Genomic DNA, 20,567 nt, shown 5'->3' on the forward strand with positions numbered 1-20,567 from the left:
GTCCTCTCGGCGGGTCAGACGATGGAGACCATCATGGCCTCGAACGCCAGCTGCGCGCTCACGTTCGTGCGGATCCTCCGGCGCGTCTCACTGATCACGTCGATCGTGTGCAGTGTCTGCTCCGCGGCGGTGTTGGTGGCGTAGCCGCGGATCTGATCGCTCAGGTGCACGTTGATCAGGGGCATTCCGGTGTCCAGCTGCACGCTCAGCACGTCCCGGTAGAACGTGGTGAGGTCGATCAGGAACCGGTCCAGGGTGTCGGTCTGGATCCGGCGGGAGCGGCGCTTCTGATCCGCCTCCAGCCGGTTGAGGGCCCCCCGGATGGCGGGAGGAACCCGACCCGTCTCGGGGGCGCCCAGGGACACGAGCAGCTGGGCCCGCTCCTCGTCGTTGCGGGCCTCCGCGTCCGCCGCGGACTCGTCCACGGCCAGGCGGTGCAACCGGTCCGCCGCGCGGACGGCCTGGGTGACCCCGCGCATGGACAGGGGGAGGGAGACGACCTCCTGCCGACGGGTGCGGGCGTCGTCGTACAGGGCGAGGCGCGTGGCCACGCCCACGTGGCACTGGGCGAGCCGCGCGCACTCCACGGCACGCTCCTCGGTGACGCCGTGGCGGGCCACGAGCAGCCGGGCGACGTCCTCGGGGGAGGGGACCTTGAGGGTCACGGCGCGGCACCGGGAGCGGATGGTCACGAGCACGTCCATGGGGGAGGGTGCGCACAGCAGCCAGATGGTGTGCGGGGGCGGCTCCTCGATGCTCTTGAGCATCACGTTGGAGGTGCGCTCCGTCATGCGGTCGGCGTCCTCCACGATCATGATGCGCCAGGAGCCCACGGACGGCCGGTCCTGAGCCCGCACCACGAGCTCACGGGCCTCCTCGATGCTGATCTGGGGGTTCTCCGTGACGAAGTTGGTGACGTCCGCGTGGGTGCCGGCGAACGCCGTGCGGCACGCGTGGCACTGCCCGCACCCGGTGCCGTGCTCGCACAGCAGCGCGGCCGCCAGCGCGCGTGCTGCGGTGGAGCGGCCCGAACCGGGTGGGCCCGTGAACAGCCAGGCGTGGGTGGGCTCGTTGTCCCGCGCGGCGCGCTGCAGCTGCTCCACCACGCGGGGCTGCCCCACGACCTCGTCCCACACGCTCACAGTGCCCCTCCCGGGGTTCCGGGCAGCAGCGGCGCCACGCGAGCTGCCACCGCGCGCGTGATCGCCTCGACGGGCTCGGCCGCGTCCAGCACCAGGTACCGCTCGGGGCTGCGGGCGGCCAGCTCGAGGAACGCCGCGTTCACGGCGTGGTGGAAGGCGCGGTCCTCGGCCTCCATGCGGTCCACGGCCACGCCGCGGTGGTGACGTCGGGCCTCGGCGGTGGCCGGGTCCACGGCCAGGACCACCGTGAGCTGCGGGACCAGTCCCTGCAGGGCCCACTGGTTCAGCTCGAGCACGTGCTCGGTGCCCAGACCCCGCCCCGCTCCCTGGTACGCCACGGAGGAGTCCACGAACCGGTCGCACAGCACGATCTCGCCGCGCTCCAGGGCGGGCCGGATCATGCGGGACACGTGGTCCGCGCGGGCGGACGCGAACAGCAGGGCCTCCGTGGCGGCGTCGACCGGTGCGTGGGAGGGGTCCAGCACGAGAGCCCGCACAGCCTCGGCGAGCGGCGTGCCCCCGGGCTCGCGCGTGCACGTGACCGCGTGCCCGGCACGGCGCAGGGCCACGGCGAGGGCACTGACCTGGGTGGACTTCCCGGCGCCGTCACCGCCTTCGAACACGATGAGCGCCCCGCGCGTTGAATCCTTCACGCGCACCACTCTAGCCAGCGTCCCCGACACCCTCGGGTCCCGCCCGGGGCTGGGCAGGCAGCACGGCACGGGCCCACGGTCGTAGGCTGACGGGCATGTACAAGGACACCCTGGTGGTGACGGGCGGGCGCCCCGAGCCCCTGCACGACGCCCCCGTGAACCCTCCCGTGGTGCTGAGCTCCACGTACCGGGGGACGGGGGAGGTCGCGGACGGCGACCGCTCCTACGCGCGCTCTTCCAACCCCACGTGGGAGGCGTTCGAGGAGGTCCTGGGGCGGCTCGAGGGCGCGCCCTGCCCGGCGCTGTCCCACGCATCGGGGATGGCCGCGATCTCTGCGGTGCTGAGCCTCGTGCCGGTGGGCGGCACGGTGGTGGTGCCGCGGCACAGCTACCAGGGCACTCTGCAGCTGGCCCGGCGCCTGCAGGACCGCGGGATCCTCACCGTGCGTGCCGTGGACATCGCGGACACCACCGCCGTGCTCCGCGCCCTGGCCGGCGCGGACCTGCTGTGGGTCGAGAGCCCCACCAATCCCATGCTGGAGGTCGCCGACCTCCCCGTGCTGCTCACGGGCGCCCGTGCGCGGGGCGTGCTCACGTGCGTGGACAACACGTTCGCCACGCCGCTGCTGCAGCAGCCGCTCGCGCTCGGCGCGGACCTCGTGGTGCACTCGGCCACCAAGTACCTGTCGGGGCACTCGGACGTCCTCATGGGTGCCGTGGTGTGCGCGTCACCCGAGCTGCGGAGCCGACTCCACACCCAGCGCACGCTGGAGGGCGGCATCCCGGGCCCCTTCGAGTCGTGGCTCGCCCTGCGGGGGCTGCGCACGCTCGCGGTGCGCCTCGAACGCGCCGTGGCGAGCGCGGCGGTGCTCGCCCGGAGGCTCCAGGAGCACCCCGCCGTGGCCCGGGTGCGCTATCCCGGCCTGCCGGGCGATCCCGGGCACCAGCGCGCCGCCGCGCAGCTGACGGGCGGCTTCGGCGCGGTGCTCTCGGTGGTGCTGCACGACGACGCCGCCGCGGCCGAGCGCCTCGTCGCCGGCCTGCGCGTGTGGACCCCCGCCACGTCGCTCGGCGGTGTGGAGTCCCTCGTGGAGAGACGGCGCCGGCACCCGGAGGAGCCGACCACCGTTCCCGAGAACCTGCTGCGGCTGTCGGTGGGGATCGAGAACGTGGAGGACCTGTGGAGCGACCTCGCCGCGGGGCTCGACGCGCTCGCCGATCGGTAGACTGCTCCCGTGACTTCTTACCCGTGGGCCCTCACTCTGGCGAACTACCTGGACTACGCCATCACCGTGGTGGTGGCGGTGCTCGCCCTCCTCGCGGCACTCGACTGCGTGCGGCGCTCCCCGGTGCAGTTCGAACGGGCGTGGAAGCGCACCAAGTCCTTCTGGCTGGCCCTCACGGGCGGTGCCGCCGTGGTCACCGTGTTCAGCGCGGTCTTCTCCACCCTGTCGATCCTGCGGGTGGGCATCCCGGGGACCGGGTCGCTGATCCTCATGCTCATTGCGGCCACGATCGCCGGTGTGTACTTCGCAGACGTGCGCCCCGCCGTGGCGGGGGAGTCCAAGAAGCCCGGGTCCTGGTGACGCGGACGAACACACTGCGCTGAGCGCCCGGACAGCGTGGTCCGTCGGGCCCCCTGGGATCCAGCGGGGTCCACGCTCGGAACAGTGCCGCGCACGGCTCAGTGCGGCGCCACCGCATCCCACGGCACCGTGAGCTCACCGAGTCGCCACCGCGCGGGTCCGTGCAGCACGGGCCATCCGGTGAACTTCAGATCGCGGCACATCGCGTTCCAGCGCTGCCGCGGCCCGAACGGTGACAGTGCGGCGTTCGCCAGCCAGGCGGCGTCGGCGGCGGCCAGGAGGTCGTGGACGCGCTCACCCAGCACGTTGCGGTGGATCAGGACCTTGGGCAGCCGGGCGGCCACGTCCGAGGGCAGCGCGAAGGCGCCCGGGCGCATGCTGACGGTGAAGGTCTGCGGCCCCTGGGCGGTGCAGCACAGCCACGTGGCCAGCCGCCCCAGCTCGTCGCACGTGCCGTCCATGAGCACACCGCCCGGCGCCAAGCGGGAGCACGCGAGCTCCCACGCCGCCGGCACGTCCTCGACCGGGTACTGGCGCAGCACGTTGAACGCGCGCACGAACACCGGCGACCGTGCGCCGGTGGGAATCTCGAAACCGCCGCGCTGGAACGACAGCCCCGGGCGGGCGTGGGACTGTGCGCCGGCCACGCGGGCCGGGTCGATCTCGATCCCCGTGAGCTCCACGTCCTGCCGGACGGTGCGGGCGCGCTCCCACAGCTCCACTGTGGTCACGGGGGCGGCCCCGAAGCCCAGGTCCACCAGCAGGGGATCGGCGGCGCCGCGGAGCACGGGGGCCAGCACGCCCGTGAGGTAGCGGTCCGCGCGGCGCAGCCGGTTGGGGTTGGTGGTGCCCCTGGTGACGGATCCCACGGGGCGCTGCTGAAGGGGCACACGGCCACTGTACGTCCGGTGCGCGTCGCCCGTTCCCCCGCGTGGTCAGGGGTGGAACAATGGAGCCATGGCTAACGAATCAGCGACTTACAAGCTCATCCTCCTGCGCCACGGCCAGTCCGAGTGGAACGAGAAGAACCTCTTCACCGGCTGGGTGGACGTCCCCCTCACGGAGAAGGGGCGCGCCGAGGCCACCCGGGGCGGCGAGCTCATGGCCGAGAACCAGCTGCTGCCGGACGTGGTCCACACGTCCCTGCTGCGCCGCGCGATGAACACCGCCAACCTCTCGCTGGACGCCGCGGACCGGCTGTGGATCCCCGTGAAGCGCTCGTGGCGTCTCAACGAGCGCCACTACGGTGCGCTGCAGGGCAAGAACAAGGCCGAGATCCGCGAGGAGTACGGCGAGGAGCAGTTCATGACCTGGCGCCGCTCCTACGACACCCCGCCGCCCGAGCTGGACGACTCCTCCGAGTGGTCGCAGGCCGGGGACCCCCGCTACGCGGACGTGGCCAACCTGCCCCGCACCGAGTGCCTCAAGGACGTGCTGGAGCGGTTCATGCCGTACTGGGAGGAGCAGGTCATCCCCGACCTCAAGGCCGGGAAGACCGTCCTGGTGGCCGCGCACGGCAACTCCCTGCGCGCCCTGGTCAAGCACCTGGACGGGATCTCGGACGAGGAGATCGCCGGGCTCAACATCCCCACGGGCATCCCGCTGTACTACGGACTGGACCAGAACCTGAAGCCCGTGACCCCGGGCGGTCGCTACCTGGATCCGGACGCCGCCGCGGAGTCCATCAAGGCCGTGGCCAACCAGGGCAAGAAGTAGGGGTCACCATCCCATGACGAAGGCCCCGCCCGAAAGGGCGGGGCCTTCGTCGAGAACGGGCCGGGGCCCGCAGGATCACTCCCCGGCGTCGGTGCCGTAGTGTCCGTGGCCCGTGGGGTGGGTGTCCGTAGCGGGCGCCCAGTCCCCGGTCACCAGGTAGGACACCTTGCGAGCCACCGAGACCCCGTGGTCGCCGATGCGCTCGAGGTAGCGGGAGGCCAGGGTCACGTCCACCGCGGTGGGCACGGAGGAGTCCCACTCCGGGGCGGCGAGCATCTCGAAGACCTGCTGGTGCTTGAGGTTCAGCTCCGACTTCAGCGCGAAGATCTCGTCCGACTGGCTGATGTCGCGGTTGCCCAGCACGGAGATCACGCGGGAGATCAGCTTGAGGTCGATCTCGAACATCTCGTCGAAGTGGGCGCGCATGGCCTCGGGCAGGACGGGCTCGGGGAAGCGCAGCCGGGCCAGCTGGGCCAGGTGGCGGGCCAGATCCCCCATGCGCTCCAGGGAGGCGCTCATGCGCAGGGCGCCCACGATCATGCGCAGGTCGGAAGCCACGGGGGCCTGCAGGGCCAGGATGTCGATGGAGCGCTCGTCCAGGTCGTTCTGCAGGAAGTCGATGCGGGCGTCGTTGGAGATGACCTCCTCGGCCACCTGGATGTCGGCGTCGAGGAAGGCGGTTCGGGCGCTGGCCAGTGCCTGCTGCACGAGCGTGGCGATCTGGATCAGTTCTTCACCGACCTGGTGGAGCTCGGCCTGGAAAACCTTGCGCACAGGGGCGTCCTTTCATTCACGGCAGTTCTTGGTCCCGTAGCCTACGCGTCTCGAGCGGGTCGGGTGCCACCGGGGGAGCGGTGCGACGACGTCGCACACGTCTCACCAGGTTCACAGGCGGTCGTGAACGCGCCGCCATCCTGAGGTGAACGTTGGCTGAACCGGGTGGCCGGACCGGTCGATCGGGGGCTCCGCGCCGACCCGGGAGTCTAAGCTGACACCGTGAGCGAGACGACGATTGCCCTGCTGGCCGGGTTCATCGGCTTCCTGCTCGGCATCAGCGGACTGATCGCCGTGCGGGTGAGCCAGCGCCGTCGTCATGCTTATGCGGACGTCCAGGAGCCCACCCTGCCGGAGGGCACCGCGGAGATCCTCGCGGCACTCGGACTCGCCTACGTGGTGGTGGACGGCGTGGACGGCGTGGTCCGGGCCTCTCCCGCGGCGTACGCGTACGGCATCGTGCGCGGGCACACCGTGGTGCACCAGGAGCTCCTGGACATGGTCCGCAGCACCCGGCGCAACGGCGTGGTGGAGGAGAAGCGGCTGGAGCTGACCCGCGGCCAGCTGCAGCGGGGCGTGATCGTGCTCGACATCCGGGTGGTGACCATTGCGGACGAGTACATCCTGCTGCTCGCAGACGACCAGACCGAGATCGTGCGCGCGCAGTCCATCCGCAACGACTTCGTGGCCAACGTCTCCCACGAGCTGAAGACCCCCGTGGGCGCCGTCAGCCTGCTGTCCGAGGCCATCGAGGACGCGGCGGCGGACCAGGACTCCGTGCGGCACTTCGCCGCGAGCCTGCAGCGGGAGTCACGGCGGCTGAGCGCGCTCGTGCAGGACATCATCGAGCTCTCCCGGCTGCAGGGCACGGACGTGGTGTCCAAGGGCACCGCGGTGGCCCTGAACCGCACCGTGGGCGAGGCCGTGGACCGCAACCGGCTGGCGGCGGAGACCAGGCACATCGAGGTCAAGGTGGGCGGCCGGATCCAGACCCCCGTGTTCGGGGACCCGGACATGCTCGTCACCGCCGTGCGCAACCTCATCGACAACGCCGTGCGGTACTCCCCGGAGCACACCCGGGTGGGCGTGGGGCTGCGGGAGCGCGACGGCATGGCGCAGATCACGGTCACGGACCAGGGGCCGGGGATCTCGGAGACCGAGCAGGACCGGATCTTCGAGCGCTTCTACCGGGTGGACAGCGCACGCTCGCGCCAGACCGGGGGCACCGGGCTGGGGCTGAGCATCGTCAAGCACGTGATGGCGCAGCACGGCGGAGAGGTCTCCGTGTGGTCCCAGCCGGGCCGGGGCTCCACGTTCACCCTGCAGATCCCCCTCATGGAGGATCCCGACGAACAGAACGGGCCGCCACCGTCCGGTGGCGCGCACCGAAGACAGCGAGTGGAGGAACGCGCGTGACCCAGATTCTGATGGTGGAGGACGAGGAGTCCCTGAGCGACCCCCTGGCCTATCTCCTGGGGCGTGAGGGCTTTGACGTCACGGTCGTGGCGGACGGTGTCCGCGCCGTGGCGGAGTTCGACCGATCGGGCGCGGACCTCGTGCTCCTGGACCTCATGCTCCCGGGCCAGTCCGGGACCGAGGTCTGCAAGCAGATCCGGCAGCGCTCCACGGTGCCGATCATCATGCTCACGGCCAAGGACGCGGAGATCGACAAGGTGCTCGGTCTGGAGCTCGGCGCGGACGACTACGTCACCAAGCCGTACTCCTCCCGCGAGCTGGTGGCCCGCATCCGGGCCGTGCTGCGGCGTCGTGCGGAGCCCGAGGAGCTGATCACCGCCACCGTGGCCGCGGGGCCCGTGCGGATGGACGTGGAGCGGCACGTGGTGCACGTGGGCGGCGAGCCCGTGGCCATGCCGCTCAAGGAGTTCGAGCTGCTGGAGATGCTGCTGCGCAACGCCGGCAGGGTGCTGACCCGCGGGCAGCTGATCGACCGGGTGTGGGGCTCCGACTACGTGGGGGACACCAAGACCCTGGACGTGCACATCAAGCGGCTGCGCTCCAAGGTGGAGCCGGACCCCTCCGCACCGCAGCACATCGTGACGGTGCGGGGGCTGGGCTACAAGTTCGAGGCCTGAGCGCGCCGCGGGTTCATGAGGGCTCCGGGCACCACTGGGGCCCGGTGAGAGCGGGGCCAGTGCACGAGCGCACCGGGCACAGACGGAGGGGTCGCACCCGCGCGGGTGCGACCCCTCTGGTGGTCACGGCAGCAGCGCCGTCACGGGTGGGTCAGTGACCGCCCTCGGAGTGGCCCTCCGGGGCCTTGGTGTTGGAGGGGTTGGCCGGAGTGGTGGGAGCGCCACCCGGAACGAAGGAGGCGTAGCGCGGGTAGGTGTGGTCCAGCACGGGCACGGAGGCGTTGCTGTCCTGGCCGTCCGCGGTGAACGAGGTGTCCACCATCAGGCCGGGGTCCGCGCCGGCCTTGTCCAGCATCACGGGCTTGGACTTCTCCAGGACGACCTCCTGGTTGGCGGGGACCTCGATCGTGGCCGTGGCGCCGTCCGCGTCCATGGTGACGGTCTGGGCGGTGTCGCCGTTGTTGATCACGGTGCCGAGCACACGGCCCTGGGAGTCCGCGTCCTCCGCGACCACGAGCACGTTGCGCAGCTGGACGTCGCCCAGGTCCATCTGCACACCGTCCGCCGGGGCGTAGGTGTCTGCGGTGGCCTGAGGGCTGATGTACGCGCATCCGCTCACGCCGGTCAGGACGGCAAGCGCTGCCGCGCCCAGTCCGAGCTGCTGCAACTTCTTGTGGGCGGCGTTCTTCACGGCACGAACTCCTCGGGCTCTCTGACGGTGGGACTCAATCTCCGGCCAGTCTATCGGTTTGGCCACGGATCGTCTGCAACCCCGCGCCGCTCGTGGCGTGGTCTCCCGGGACCGCAGGACGCCCCGCGGGCGGCCGGGATCGAGGAATCGGGCATCATACACCGTGGTAGACTTGGCGGGCTGAAAGGGGTTTGTGCATGGTTTTCGAGGTTGGCGAAACGGTCGTCTATCCGCACCACGGTGCGGCGACCATCGAGGAGATCAAGACTCGCACCGTCAAGGGTGAAGAGAAGATGTATCTCCGGCTCAAGGTGACCCAGGGGGACCTCATGATCGAGGTCCCGGCGGAGAACGTGGACCTCGTGGGCGTCCGTGACGTCGTGGACGAGGACGGTCTCAAGCAGGTCATCGCGGTCCTCCAGGCGCAGGACGCGGAGGAGGCCTCCAACTGGTCCCGCCGCTACAAGGCCAATCTCGAGAAGCTCGCCTCCGGTGACGTCCTCAAGGTTGCCGAGGTCGTCCGCGACCTCTGGCGCCGCGACCGCGGCAAGGGCCTCTCCGCCGGCGAGAAGCGCATGCTGACCAAGGCCCGCCAGATCCTCACCTCCGAGCTGGCGCTGGCCAAGAAGATCGACGAGGAAGAGGCGGAGAAGCGCCTGGACGACATCCTGTCCGCGGCCTGATCCCCGCCCTTCCGTGACGCACCACCACGATCTCGCGAGCCCGTCCGTACCGGACGGGCTCGCTGTCGTTGTCGTGGCCGCCGGTTCCGGCACGCGGCTCGGGTACGGCATGCCCAAGGCGCTCGTGCCCGTGGCCGGCCGCCCGCTGCTGGAGCACGCGCTCGCCACGGTGCGCGAGGCGCTTCCCGAGGCCGCGCTGCTCGTGACAGTTCCTGCGGGCGACACCGAGCTCACCGCGGTGGCGTCAGCGTGCGGTGCGCGCGCGGTCACGGGCGGTGCCACGCGCGCCCAGTCGGTGGCCCGTGCCCTCGCGGAGCTGCCCCCCGGAGCCACACGGGTCCTGGTGCACGACGCCGCTCGCTGCCTAACCCTGCCCGCCGTGTTCGAGCGGGTGGTCGCCGCCCTGCAGAACGGCGCGGAGGCCGTGGTGCCGGTGGTCGAGGTGACGGACACCGTGCGCGGCGTGGACTCCCACGGGTGCAGCACCGGCACAGTGGACCGGGCGGGACTGCGGGCCGTCCAGACGCCCCAGGGGTTCGACCGCGCACTGCTGGAGCGCGTGAACGAGGCCGCGGGGCTGCTGCCCGACCGCCGAGCGGAGGATCCCGCGGGCATCACGGACGACGCCAGCCTGGTGGAGCGGTTCGCCCCGGAGCACCCCGTGGTCCTCGTGGCCGGGGACGTCGAGTCTTTCAAGGTCACCCGCCCCCTGGACCTGCTGCTGGCACGCGCCGTGGTGGACTCGCGGGGCTGAGGCCGAGCCGAGCCCCCTCCTGTGGTCACCCGCCCTCGGCGCGCGCCCCCTGGTGCTCGTCGGCCGTGGCGTTCGACGTCGGGACGTGAGGCCACCGGCTCCTCTGCTTCCCGGTTCATCCGCGACAATGGGCGCATGGCTCTCGAACCCCACCAGTCCGCCGCACCCGCCTCAGAGACCGGCGCAGGCCTCCCGTACCCCCTGCCCCTCGTGGGGGTGGGGGTGGACGTGCACGCCTTCGGGCCGGAAGGCACCCCGCTGTGGATCGGGGGTCTGCACTGGCCCGGGGAACGCGGACTGAGCGGCCACTCGGACGGGGACGTGGTGGCCCACGCCGCCGCGGACGCCGTGTTCTCGGCCGCGGGGGTGGGAGATCTCGGGGCGCACTTCGGCACGGACCGCCCGGAGTTCGCCGGGGCCTCCGGGTGCCGGATCCTCGCGGAGGCCGTGCGGATCGTGGCGGAGGCCGGGTTCACGGTGGGCAACATCTCGGTGCAGCTGGTGGGCAACCGCCCCAAGTTCTCGCCCCGCCGGGAGGAGGCGGCCGCGGTGCTCTCCGAAGCCGCGGGCGCACCCGTGCACCTCAGTGCCACCACCACGGACACCCTTGGGCTCACCGGCCGCGGGGAGGGCATCGCCGCGATCGCCACGGCCCTGGTGGTGCGCACCTCCTGAGCGCCGGAGCGCCGTCGTGCGCGTTGGGTGCCCCGCTAGACTGGTCCGGTGACTCTGCGCTTTTACGACACCGCGTCCGCGACCATCAAGGACTTCGTCCCCGTCCACCCCGGGGAGGCCCGGCTGTACTACTGCGGGGCCACGGTGCAGGGGGCGCCGCACATCGGCCACGTGCGCTCCGCCCTGGTGTTCGACGTGCTCGCGCGCTGGCTGCGCTTCCGCGGCCTGGAGGTCACGACGGTCCGCAACGTCACGGACATCGACGACAAGATCCTGGTGAACTCCCGCGCGTCCTACGACCAGGATTACCGCGGCGAGCACGCCCGGGAGCCGTGGTGGGCGCTGGCCTACCGTTTCGAGGGCGTGTTCGGGCAGGCGTACGCGGCGCTCGGCATCGACCGCCCCACGTACGAGCCGCGCGCCACGGGCCACGTGCCCGAGATGCACGCCCTGATCCAGGAGCTGATCGACGCCGGGCACGCCTACCCGGCCACGGACGGCTCCGGGGACGTGTACTTCGACGTCCGCTCGTGGCCGCGCTACGGGGAGCTGACCCGGCAGCGGGTCGAGGACATGCAGGACGCCCCGGACGCCGATCCCCGCGGCAAGCGGGATCCCCGGGACTTCGCCCTGTGGAAGGGCCACAAGGAGGGTGAGCCGCTCACGGCCTCCTGGGACTCCCCGTGGGGCCGCGGCCGCCCGGGCTGGCACCTGGAGTGCTCCGCGATGGCAGACAAGTACCTCGGTGCCCACTTCGACATCCACGGCGGCGGGCTGGACCTGCGCTTCCCGCACCATGAGAACGAGCTCGCCCAGTCCGCGGCCGCCGGCCGGGAGTTCGCCAACTTCTGGCTGCACAACGGCCTGGTCACGTACCAGGGCGAGAAGATGTCCAAGTCGATCGGCAACACGGTCTCCCCGCAGGACATGCTGCGCGAGGCGCGTCCGCTCGCGGTGCGCTACTACCTGGGCCAGGCCCACTACCGCTCCGTGCTGGACTACCGGCCCACCTCACTGCAGGAGGCCACCGCCGCGGTGGAGCGCGTGGAGTCCGTGCTGCGCTCGGCCCGCGCCGCAGGGCTCGGCCTGGACTGGGACGCGCAGGACGTGCCCGAGGAGTTCGTGGCCGTGATGGACGACGACCTCAACGTCCCGCGCGCGCTCGCCGTGCTGCACGAGACGGTGCGCGCGGCCAACTCGGCACTCGCCGCGGGAGAGCACCGCGCGGCGCAGCCGCTCGTCGCGGCGGTCGCCGGGATGTCGGACGTCCTCGGGCTGCTGCCGCTCATGGCGCTCGACGCCGCCGGGGACGCGAGCGGCGCGGAGCACCGTGCGCTGGACGCCCTCGTGCAGGACCTGCTGGCGCGCCGGGCCGCGGCACGCGAAGCCCGGGACTGGGCCCTCGCGGACACCATCCGGGACCAGCTGGCGGCCGCGGGCGTCGTCGTCAAGGACGGTGCCCAGGGGTCCGCGTGGTCCGTGGAATCCTGACGCTGACCTAAACTGGACCCAGATCGCCGACCACCCCGGGGCGGCCCTCTGGCCGTGACCCGTGACAGACACGGAAGTGAAGACCATGGCCCAGAACAGCCGCCCCGGAGCAGTCCGCAAGAAGAAGAAGGGCCCGGTCGTGGGAAGCGGCGGGCAGCGCCGCAAGGGCCTCGAGGGCCGTGGGCCCACGCCCAAGGCGGAGGACCGGGTCTACCACAAGGCCTACAAGGCCAAGCAGGCCGCGGCCCGCAAGCAGCAGAACCAGCCGCGCCGTCCGCAGCGCTCGGGCACGGGTCCCATCAAGGAGGACCTCGTCACGGGCCGCAACTCGGTGCTCGAGGCGCTGCGCGGGGGTGTCCCCGCCAAGACGCTGTTCATCGCGTCCAAGATCGAGGTGGACGACCGCGTCAAGGACATCCTGCAGCTGTGCGCCGAGCGCCAGGTGCCCACCCTGGAGGCCTCCCGCGGGGAGCTGGACCGGCTCTCGGCGGACGCCATCCACCAGGGCGTGGTGCTGCAGGTGCCGCCGTACGAGTACCAGGACGCGGACGAGCTCGCGGCCTCCCTCATGCGGGGCGCGGACCAGGGGCACCCGCCCCTGCTGGTCGCGGCGGACGGCATCACCGACCCCCGCAACCTGGGCGCAATCATCCGCAGCGTCTCCGCGTTCGCCGGGGACGGTGTGATCCTGCCCGAGCGCCGCTCCGCCGGGGTCACCGCCACCGCGTGGAAGACCAGCTCGGGTGCCGCCGCGCGCGTGCCCGTGGCCAAGGCCACCAACCTCACGCGGACCCTGGAGAACTGCAAGAAGCAGGGATACTTCGTGGTGGGCCTGGACGGCGGCGGGGACATGTCCCTGCCGCAGCTCGAGCTGGCCACCGAGCCTCTCGTGGTGGTCGTGGGCTCGGAGGGCAAGGGGCTCTCCCGCCTGGTGACCGAGCACTGCGACGCGATCGTGTCCATCCCCATCGAGTCCGCCATGGAGTCGCTCAACGCCTCCATGGCCGTGGGGATCACGCTGTACGAGATCGCGCGCCGGCGTGCAGGCGCGTAGCCACCCGCTGGGGGTCCACCCCTCGCGGTCCGGGGACGGCACGGCCAACGTGGCCGTCCACGCGCCCGGACTGGACGCGGTGGACCTCGTGTTCCAACGCCCGGGGGAGACCTGGCAGCGGCTGCGGCTGGAGGGCGAGAACCACGGCACCCACTACGCCACTGTGCCCCGGCCGCGCAACGTCCCCGCTCAGGAGATGACGCCCGAGGAGATCGCCCGGGACGTGTGTCCCGCCATGCCCGAGGGCACCCGCTACGGGTTCGTCGCAGCGGCGCCGGCAGGGACCCCCGCGCCGGACCCTGCCGTGGAACCCGTGCTGCTGGACCCCTACGGGCGGGGACTCGAGCGCGTGGCTCCACCCAGCGGCGTCGTCAACCCCGGCCCGGACGCGTACGGCGGCATGTACGTGTCCGTGGTGACCGCCCAGAACCACACGTGGCAGGACGAGTCCCGACCCACCCCACCGTGGCGGGACACCGTGGTCTACGAGGCGCACGTCAAGGGCCTCACCATGCTCCACCCCGAGATCCCGCACGACCTCCGGGGAACCTACGCGGGTCTCGCGCACCCCGTGGTGCTGGAGCACCTGCGCGGCCTGGGAATCACCGCCGTGGAGCTCCTCCCCGTGCACGCGCACCTGGACGAGCAGCACCTCACCGCGAACGGGCTCACCAACTACTGGGGATACAACACCCTGAGCTTCTTCGCCCCGCACGCCGGCTACGCCACGGCGGCCGCGCAGGCCGCCGGGCCCACGGCGGTGCTCGACGAGTTCAAAGCCGCGGTGGACGCACTGCACGGGGCCGGGCTGCAGGTGTTCCTGGACGTGGTCTACAACCACACCGCCGAGGGCGGCCCGGACCAGCGGGCCTACTGCTGGCGGGGGCTGGGGGACCGCGCGTACTACCGGCACGACCAGCACGGCGCGTCCGTGGACGTCACGGGCTGCGGCAACTCCATGGACTTCTCCAACCCGCAGGTGGTGCGCATGGCGCTGGACTCCCTGCGCTACTGGGTCACCGAGTGCCACGTGGACGGCTTCCGCTTCGACCTGGCGCCCGAGCTCGGACGGGACGAGCACCACCACTTCACGCGCAGCCACCCGTTCTTCGTGGCGGTGGCCGCGGACCCCGTGCTGCAGGGCGTGCGGATGATCTCCGAGCCGTGGGACGTGGGCGCCGGCGGCTGGCAGACGGGGCGCTTCCCGGTGGGGTGGGCGGACTGGAACGACCACTACCGGGACACCGTGCGGGACTTCTGGCTCGCTGGCCAGCGCACCATGCGCCGCGGCGGAGGAGGGGGCACGGCGGCCCGCCTCGCTGGGGCGATGTCCGGTTCCGCGGAGCTGTTCGCCCCGCACGGGCGCAGCACCCTGGCGTCCGTCAACTTCGTCACGGCCCACGACGGGTTCACGCTCTACGACCTCACGGCGTACGACGCCAAGCACAACGAGGCCAACCTCGAGAACAACGCGGACGGCACCAACGACAACCACTCGTGGAACCACGACCACGAGGGGTTCGCCCCGGACGTCCGGGTCCGCGCCGCCCGGGCCGCCACGGCGCGGAACATGATGGCCACCCTGCTCTTCTCCCAGGGGATACCCATGATCACCGCGGGCGACGAGTTCCTGCGCACCCAGGACGGCAACAACAACGCGTACTGCCAGGACAACAGGCTCTCCTGGGTGGACTGGCGCCCCACACCCCTGGCGCGCTCGATGTTCCGCACCACCCAGCGGCTGATCCGCGCCCGGCGTGCGTTCCTCGCGGGTCAGCCCCGGCAGTTCCCCACGCGTCCCGAGGACGTGGTGCTGCTCTGGTACGCGAGCACCGGGGAGCACATGACGGCGGAGCGGTGGCAGACCGACGGGGAGCGGGCGCTGCAGGTGGTCATCGCCGCGCGCGGGGGAGACCTCGCGGGGCTCTTCGTGCTCAACGGCACGCAGGCACCGGTGAACGCCGTGCTGCCCCTGCTCGAGTCCCCGCACCACGACGACGCCGCCGCGCTGCCGCCGCGGGAGGCCACCTTCCGTCTCGTGCTCGCCACGGACCCCCAGCTGGACGAGCTCACGGGCAACCGCTGGCACACCGGGGACACGGTGGAGGTGCCCGCGCAGAGCGTCGCCATGTTCGCCGTCACCTGACGCGGCGGGTGCACGTGCGAGAACGCCCCCTCCCGCCCAACCGGTGCTCCGGTGCGGCAGGGGGCGTTCTGCGTGCTGCGGGAGCTCAGTCCGCGGCGTTGCTCACGAGCGCCAGCTCGGCCGGATCGGCCAGCTCGTCGTGCCGGGGCAGCACCCGCACCGTGTAGCCGAACGGCCCGGAGCGGTCGATCGTGATCGGGCCGCTGAACTGCACGCGGCCCGCCCCGAGGTCCTTGACCGGGGCCAGCACGGCGTAGGAGCGCTCGTGCAGGTGGTCGGACTCGCTCACCCGGCCGTAGCCCACCTGGACGGTGACGTCCTCGGGGGACAGAGGGCCGAGGTCCACGTACGCGCTGATGCCCAGTTCGTCCCCGATCTGCGGCTCCTGGTGCACACCCTGCGCGTCCACGTGCTCCACGCGGACCCGGGGCCACGCCTCCCGCACCCGTTCGATCCAGTGGGCCGTGGCGCGTGCGGCGGCGCCGTCGTCCGCGGCCGCCCGGCGCCCGGACACGCTGGCCGGGACGTAGAGCTGCTCCACGTAGTCGGTGAGCATGCGTCGGGAGGACACCCGAGGACCGAGGGTCGCCAGCGTGTGCCGCACCATGGCGAGCCACTGGTGCGGGACGGCGGCGGAGGGGCTCTGCGCGGTGTCGGCCTCCGGCGTGGCGGTCGCGGTCCCGGACGTCTCGCCGTAGAAGCGCGGCGCCACGTGGCTCTCGATCAGCTCGTAGAGGGCCGCGGCCTCCACGTCGTCGCGCTCGTCCGTGCTGGCCTTGCCGTCCGCGGTGGGGATCGCCCAGCCGTTCTGGCCGTCGTACATCTCGTCCCACCAGCCGTCCAGCACGGAGAGGTTCAGCCCGCCGTTGATCGCGGCCTTCATGCCGGACGTGCCGCACGCCTCGAGGGGGCGCAGCGGGTTGTTGAGCCACACGTCGCACCCCGGGAAGAGCACCCGGGCCATGGCGATGTCGTAGTTGGGCAGGAAGACGATCCGGTGGCGCACCTCGGGATCGTCCGTGAAGCGCACGAGGTCCTGGATCATCCGCTTGCCCATCTCGTCCGCGGGGTGGGACTTGCCGGCCACCACCAGCTGCACCGGGCGCTGGGGGTCCAGCAGGATGCGCTTGAGCCGTTCGGGGTCCCGCAGCATGAGCGTGAGCCGCTTGTACGTGGGGACCCGGCGGGCGAAGCCGATGGTGAGCACGTCCGGGTCCAGCACGCTCTCCGTCCAGCCCAGCTCGGCGTCCGTGGCACCGCGCTTCTTCCAGGACGCGCGGAGCCGCTCGCGGACGTCTTGCACGAGGCGCTCGCGCAGCACGCGGCGGGCGGCCCACAGCTCGGTGTCGGGGACGTCGTAGATCTTCCGCCAGCGGGCCGCGGGATCCTGGTCGTTCTCCCCGGGCTCGAGGGTCAGCGCCGCCACCTCGGGGTCGATCCACGAGGGCACGTGCACCCCGTTGGTCACGGAGGAGATCGGCACCTCGTCGGCGTCGAAGCCCTGCCACAGTCCCTGGAACATGGACCGGGACACCGCGCCGTGCAGCTTGGCCACACCGTTGGCGCGCTGGGCGAGGCGCAGGCCCATGACGGCCATGTTGAACTTGCCCGGGTCACCGCCGGGGTAGGTCTCCGCGCCGAGGTCCAGCACGTGGTCCACGGGGACGTCCGGAGCCAGGCCCGCGGCGAAGAAGTGCTCCACCTGGGCGCGCTCGAAGCGGTCGATGCCCGCGGGCACCGGGGTGTGGGTCGTGAACACGGTGCTCGCGCGCACCTGGGCGAGGGCCTCGTCCCACGTCATGGGTGCGGCTCCGGCGCCGGGGTTCATGAGCTCCTGGACCCGCTCGATGCCCAGGAAGCCGGCGTGGCCCTCGTTGCAGTGGTACACCTCGGGCGCGGGTGCTCCGGTCAGGCGGCTGTGCAGACGCAGCGCGCGCACCCCACCCATGCCCAGCAGCAGCTCCTGCTGCAGGCGGTGGTCGCTGCCGCCGCCGTACAGCCGGTCGGTGACGTTGCGGGCGGCGTCGTCGTTGTCGGGGATGTTCGAGTCGAGCAGGAGCAGGGGGACCCTGCCCACGTCCGCGCGCCAGATCTGTGCGGACAGCGAGCGCCCGTCGGGCAGGGGAAGCGTCACGCGCGCGGGTGAGCCGTCGGCCTCGCGCAGCAGGGACAGGGGGAGCTCGTCGGGGTCCAGGACGGGATAGGTCTCCTCCTGCCAGCCGTCGCGGGACAGGGACTGCTTGAAGTAGCCCGCCTGGTAGAGCAGCCCCACCCCGACCACGGGTATCCCCATGTCGGAGGCGGTCTTGAGGTGGTCGCCGGCCAGGATGCCCAGCCCTCCCGAGTACTGCGGGAGAGCGGAGGTGATGCCGTACTCGGCGGAGAAGTACGCGATCGCCGCGGGTGCGTCGTCGCCCTGGGTGCGCTGGTACCAGTGCGGCTCGCTCAGATAGGTCTCCAGGTCGGCGTCGAGAGCCCGGATGCGCGCCACGAGATCGGGGTCCTGCGAGATCTGCTGGATCTCCTCGCGGGTCAGGGACCCCAGGAGCTTGACGGGGTCCCCGTGCACGGTCTCCCACGCGTGGGGACTGAGCTCGGCGAAGAGGTCTTCGGTGGGTTTGTGCCAGGACCAGCGGAGGTTCCTGGCCAGGCGCCCCAGCGGGGCGATGGACTCGGGGAGGACGGTGCGGACGGTGAACCTTCGGATGGCCTTCACCCTTGCGAGCTTATCGGCTGTGGCCCGCTGCCGCACGGGTGTCACCGGACGTCGCCGCGCCGTCGTGATGCTTCGCAGCCTTAAGAATCCCGGCGATAGTCGGTAACGTGGGCCACGTGTCGCAGCAGAACCAGCCCTCAGGCCGCCACCCGTTTCCCGAGACCACGCCGGACGCCCGCGCGGGGGGTGCGCTTCCTGATGTGGGATCGCGCCTGACGCCGCCCGTCCCCGCCTCCGGTGTTCCCGACGTCGCTCCCTCCGTCCACCGCGCCGGTCCCGCTCCGTCCGCCGAGCCGGAGGCGCACGAACCCTCCGCCGCGGCCGTCGCGGCCGATGTCGAGGAGGACGGCGCGGACTTCCCGTCCGAGGACCTCGTCTACGGCCGGATCCCCGTCTCCGACGTCAGCCCCGTGGTCGAGGGCGGGCGCTTCCCCGCGACCGCGATCCCCGGGGAGGACATCCGGGTGATGGCCACGGCGTTCCGCGAGGGGCACGACTCCCTGGGCGTGACCGCCGTCCTCTACGACCCGCAGGGGCGTGAGGCGCAGCGCCGGACCATGACGCTCGTGGAGACCGGCACGGACCGCTACCAGGCGTGGCTGCGGCCCGAGTACGAGGGCCGCTGGAGCTTCGCCGTGGAGGGCTGGTCCGACCTCTACGACACGTGGCACCACGCCGCAGAGATCAAGCTCGGGGTGGGGCAGGACGTGGAGCTCATGTTCCAGGAGGCCTCGCTGCTGTTCGACGCCGCGTCCAAGGAGTCCGACCGCGGCCAGGACGAGGTCCGTGCGTTCGAGGAGGCCGCCGAGGCCGTGCTGGACACCTCACTCAGCGTCGAGGAGCGCTGGCAGATCGCCACGTCCGACACGATCCGGGACCACGTGGCCGAGCGCCCCCTCCGCGACCTGCTGAGCAGCTCCGAGCACTACCCGATCGAGGTGGAGCGCGAGGCGGCCGGGCGCGGCTCCTGGTACGAGTTCTTCCCCCGTTCCGAGGGGGCCACCTTCGACCCCGAGACCGGCACCTGGAGCTCCGGCACGTTCCGCACGGCCACGGCGGCCCTGGACCGCGCCGCGCGCATGGGCTTCGACGTGGCGTACCTGCCCCCGATCCACCCGATCGGACGCAACCACCGCAAGGGCCCGAACAACACCCTCACCGCCGGCGAGCAGGATCCCGGTTCCCCGTGGGCGATCGGCGGCCCGGAGGGTGGGCACGACGCCATCCACCCGGACCTCGGCACGTTCGAGGACTTCGACGCGTTCGTGGCCCACGCCCACGAGCTGGGCCTCGAGGTGGCCCTGGACCTCGCACTGCAGGCCTCCCCGGACCACCCGTGGGTCACCGAGCACCCGCAGTGGTTCACCACCCGCGCGGACGGCAGCATCGCCTACGCCGAGAACCCGCCCAAGAAGTACCAGGACATCTACCCCCTGAACTTCGACAACGATCCCCAGGGGCTCGCCGCCGAGGTGCTGCGCGTCGTGGAGCTGTGGATCTCCCACGGCGTGGACATCTTCCGCGTGGACAACCCCCACACCAAGCCCCTGTGGTTCTGGGAGTGGCTGATCGCCCGAGTCCGCGAGGAGCACCCGGACACGGTGTTCCTGGCGGAGGCGTTCACACGACCGGCCATGATGCAGGGGCTGGCCAAGGCCGGTTTCCAGCAGTCCTACTCCTACTTCACGTGGCGCAACACCAAGGAGGAGATCGAGGAGTACCTCCAGGAGGTCTCCCACGAGACCTCCGGGTTCTACCGCCCCAACTTCTTCGTCAACACCCCGGACATCCTCACGGAGTACCTGCAGTTCGGCGGCCCCGCCGCGTTCAAGGTGCGCGCGGCGCTCGCGGCCACCGCGTCCCCGCTGTGGGGCGTGTACGCGGGGTACGAGCTGTTCGAGCACGTGGCCCGCCCCGGCGCGGAGGAGTACATCGACAACGAGAAGTTCCAGCTGCGCCCCCGCGACTTCGACGGCGCGGTGCAACGCGGCGAGTCCCTCGCCCCGTACCTCACGCGGTTGAACCAGATCCGCCGGGACCACCCGGCGCTGGGCGACCTGCAGAACCTCACGCTGCAGAGCGCCTCGGACGACGCCATCGTGGCGTTCAGCAAGACCAAGACCGTGGAGCGGGACGGTGTGCAGGTCAAGGACACCGTGGTCGTGGTGGTCAACACCGATCCCCACGCCACGCGCGAGGCCACCGTGTGGCTGGACCTGGACGCCCTGGACCTGCGGGACCAGGACTTCAACGAGGACGGCTCCTTCTGGGTGGACGACCTCATCACGGGTTCCAGCTGGAAGTGGGGCACCCACAACTACGTGCGGCTGGACCCGTACGTGGAGCCCGTGCACGTCCTGAGCATCCGCCGCGACGTGAAGTGAGTCCGCGCC

At 71.7% G+C, this 20,567-nt stretch carries 18 protein-coding genes; 12 read left to right on the top strand and 6 right to left on the bottom strand.

Annotated features, from left to right (window positions below; genetic code table 11):
* Positions 1-14: 14 nt before the first annotated feature.
* Together QL985_RS01545 and tmk are read right to left on the bottom strand one after the other, a co-directional pair.
* The gene (locus QL985_RS01545; protein WP_121566292.1) at positions 15-1,142 is read right to left on the bottom strand and encodes a DNA polymerase III subunit delta'; all 1,128 of its coding nucleotides are present in this window, start codon (positions 1,140-1,142) and stop codon (positions 15-17) included.
* Entirely contained in the window at positions 1,139-1,795 is a 657-nt protein-coding gene (gene tmk / locus QL985_RS01550; protein WP_259905322.1) for a dTMP kinase, read from the bottom strand. Before tmk ends, QL985_RS01545 begins: the two co-directional genes overlap by 4 nt.
* Before the next feature lie 95 nt (positions 1,796-1,890).
* Between tmk and QL985_RS01555 the strand changes: the two genes are divergently transcribed.
* Entirely contained in the window at positions 1,891-3,021 is a 1,131-nt protein-coding gene (locus QL985_RS01555) for a PLP-dependent aspartate aminotransferase family protein (protein WP_259905321.1), read from the top strand.
* Positions 3,022-3,030: 9 nt separating this feature from the next.
* Positions 3,031-3,381: a DUF2516 family protein gene (locus tag QL985_RS01560; RefSeq protein ID WP_259905320.1), complete on the top strand. Its 351-nt coding sequence runs from the start codon at positions 3,031-3,033 to the stop codon at positions 3,379-3,381.
* Positions 3,382-3,479: 98 nt separating this feature from the next.
* Here the strand turns inward: QL985_RS01560 and QL985_RS01565 are convergent, their stop codons facing one another.
* A complete protein-coding gene (locus QL985_RS01565; RefSeq protein WP_259905319.1) occupies positions 3,480-4,271 on the bottom strand; it encodes a class I SAM-dependent methyltransferase in 792 nt (263 codons plus the stop codon).
* A gap of 67 nt (positions 4,272-4,338) precedes the next feature.
* Here QL985_RS01565 and QL985_RS01570 point away from each other — a divergent pair, with 67 nt between their 5' ends.
* On the top strand, positions 4,339-5,097 hold the full coding sequence (locus QL985_RS01570) for a phosphoglyceromutase (protein ID WP_019310500.1): 759 nt from the start codon (positions 4,339-4,341) through the stop codon (positions 5,095-5,097).
* Between the two features lie 75 nt (positions 5,098-5,172).
* Here QL985_RS01570 and phoU read toward each other — a convergent pair whose 3' ends face one another.
* Complete coding sequence (phoU, locus tag QL985_RS01575; protein ID WP_019310499.1) at positions 5,173-5,871, bottom strand: phosphate signaling complex protein PhoU; 699 nt, start codon at positions 5,869-5,871, stop codon at positions 5,173-5,175.
* A 222-nt stretch (positions 5,872-6,093) separates the two neighbouring features.
* Between phoU and QL985_RS01580 the strand changes: the two genes are divergently transcribed.
* Positions 6,094-7,287, top strand: a complete 1,194-nt coding sequence (locus tag QL985_RS01580) for an ATP-binding protein (RefSeq protein ID WP_019310498.1) — start codon at positions 6,094-6,096, stop codon at positions 7,285-7,287.
* Entirely contained in the window at positions 7,284-7,964 is a 681-nt protein-coding gene (locus tag QL985_RS01585) for a response regulator transcription factor (RefSeq protein ID WP_019310497.1), read from the top strand. Before QL985_RS01580 ends, QL985_RS01585 begins: the two co-directional genes overlap by 4 nt.
* A 151-nt stretch (positions 7,965-8,115) precedes the next feature.
* On the opposite strand, the gene QL985_RS01590 is transcribed toward QL985_RS01585, so the two are convergent.
* The gene (locus QL985_RS01590; RefSeq protein WP_047978809.1) at positions 8,116-8,655 is read right to left on the bottom strand and encodes a hypothetical protein; all 540 of its coding nucleotides are present in this window, start codon (positions 8,653-8,655) and stop codon (positions 8,116-8,118) included.
* A 197-nt stretch (positions 8,656-8,852) separates the two neighbouring features.
* Here QL985_RS01590 and QL985_RS01595 point away from each other — a divergent pair, with 197 nt between their 5' ends.
* The 6 genes from QL985_RS01595 (at position 8,853) to glgX (ending at position 15,458) form a co-directional block, all read left to right on the top strand.
* On the top strand, positions 8,853-9,338 hold the full coding sequence (locus QL985_RS01595) for a CarD family transcriptional regulator (RefSeq protein WP_012398940.1): 486 nt from the start codon (positions 8,853-8,855) through the stop codon (positions 9,336-9,338).
* A 13-nt stretch (positions 9,339-9,351) separates the two neighbouring features.
* The gene (gene ispD, locus QL985_RS01600) at positions 9,352-10,092 is read left to right on the top strand and encodes a 2-C-methyl-D-erythritol 4-phosphate cytidylyltransferase (protein WP_259906110.1); all 741 of its coding nucleotides are present in this window, start codon (positions 9,352-9,354) and stop codon (positions 10,090-10,092) included.
* Between the two features lie 135 nt (positions 10,093-10,227).
* Complete coding sequence (gene ispF / locus QL985_RS01605) at positions 10,228-10,767, top strand: 2-C-methyl-D-erythritol 2,4-cyclodiphosphate synthase (protein ID WP_019310493.1); 540 nt, start codon at positions 10,228-10,230, stop codon at positions 10,765-10,767.
* Positions 10,768-10,815: 48 nt separating this feature from the next.
* Entirely contained in the window at positions 10,816-12,258 is a 1,443-nt protein-coding gene (cysS, locus tag QL985_RS01610) for a cysteine--tRNA ligase (protein ID WP_208546803.1), read from the top strand.
* An 85-nt stretch (positions 12,259-12,343) separates the two neighbouring features.
* Positions 12,344-13,312: a 23S rRNA (guanosine(2251)-2'-O)-methyltransferase RlmB gene (gene rlmB, locus QL985_RS01615; protein ID WP_070636709.1), complete on the top strand. Its 969-nt coding sequence runs from the start codon at positions 12,344-12,346 to the stop codon at positions 13,310-13,312.
* Positions 13,299-15,458, top strand: coding sequence for a glycogen debranching protein GlgX (glgX, locus tag QL985_RS01620; protein WP_121566717.1), 2,160 nt, complete (start codon positions 13,299-13,301; stop codon positions 15,456-15,458). Before rlmB ends, glgX begins: the two co-directional genes overlap by 14 nt.
* A gap of 85 nt (positions 15,459-15,543) precedes the next feature.
* On the opposite strand, the gene glgP is transcribed toward glgX, so the two are convergent.
* The gene (gene glgP, locus QL985_RS01625; RefSeq protein ID WP_121566718.1) at positions 15,544-18,174 is read right to left on the bottom strand and encodes an alpha-glucan family phosphorylase; all 2,631 of its coding nucleotides are present in this window, start codon (positions 18,172-18,174) and stop codon (positions 15,544-15,546) included.
* Between the two features lie 386 nt (positions 18,175-18,560).
* Between glgP and QL985_RS01630 the strand changes: the two genes are divergently transcribed.
* Positions 18,561-20,558 carry an alpha-1,4-glucan--maltose-1-phosphate maltosyltransferase gene (locus tag QL985_RS01630; RefSeq protein ID WP_259906113.1) on the top strand — a complete coding sequence of 666 codons (1,998 nt, stop codon included), beginning with the start codon at positions 18,561-18,563 and terminating at the stop codon, positions 20,556-20,558.
* Positions 20,559-20,567: the final 9 nt, after the last annotated feature.

The sequence above is a fragment of the Kocuria sp. APC 4018 genome (genome assembly GCF_030407675.1).
Lineage (GTDB): Bacteria > Actinomycetota > Actinomycetes > Actinomycetales > Micrococcaceae > Kocuria > Kocuria rhizophila.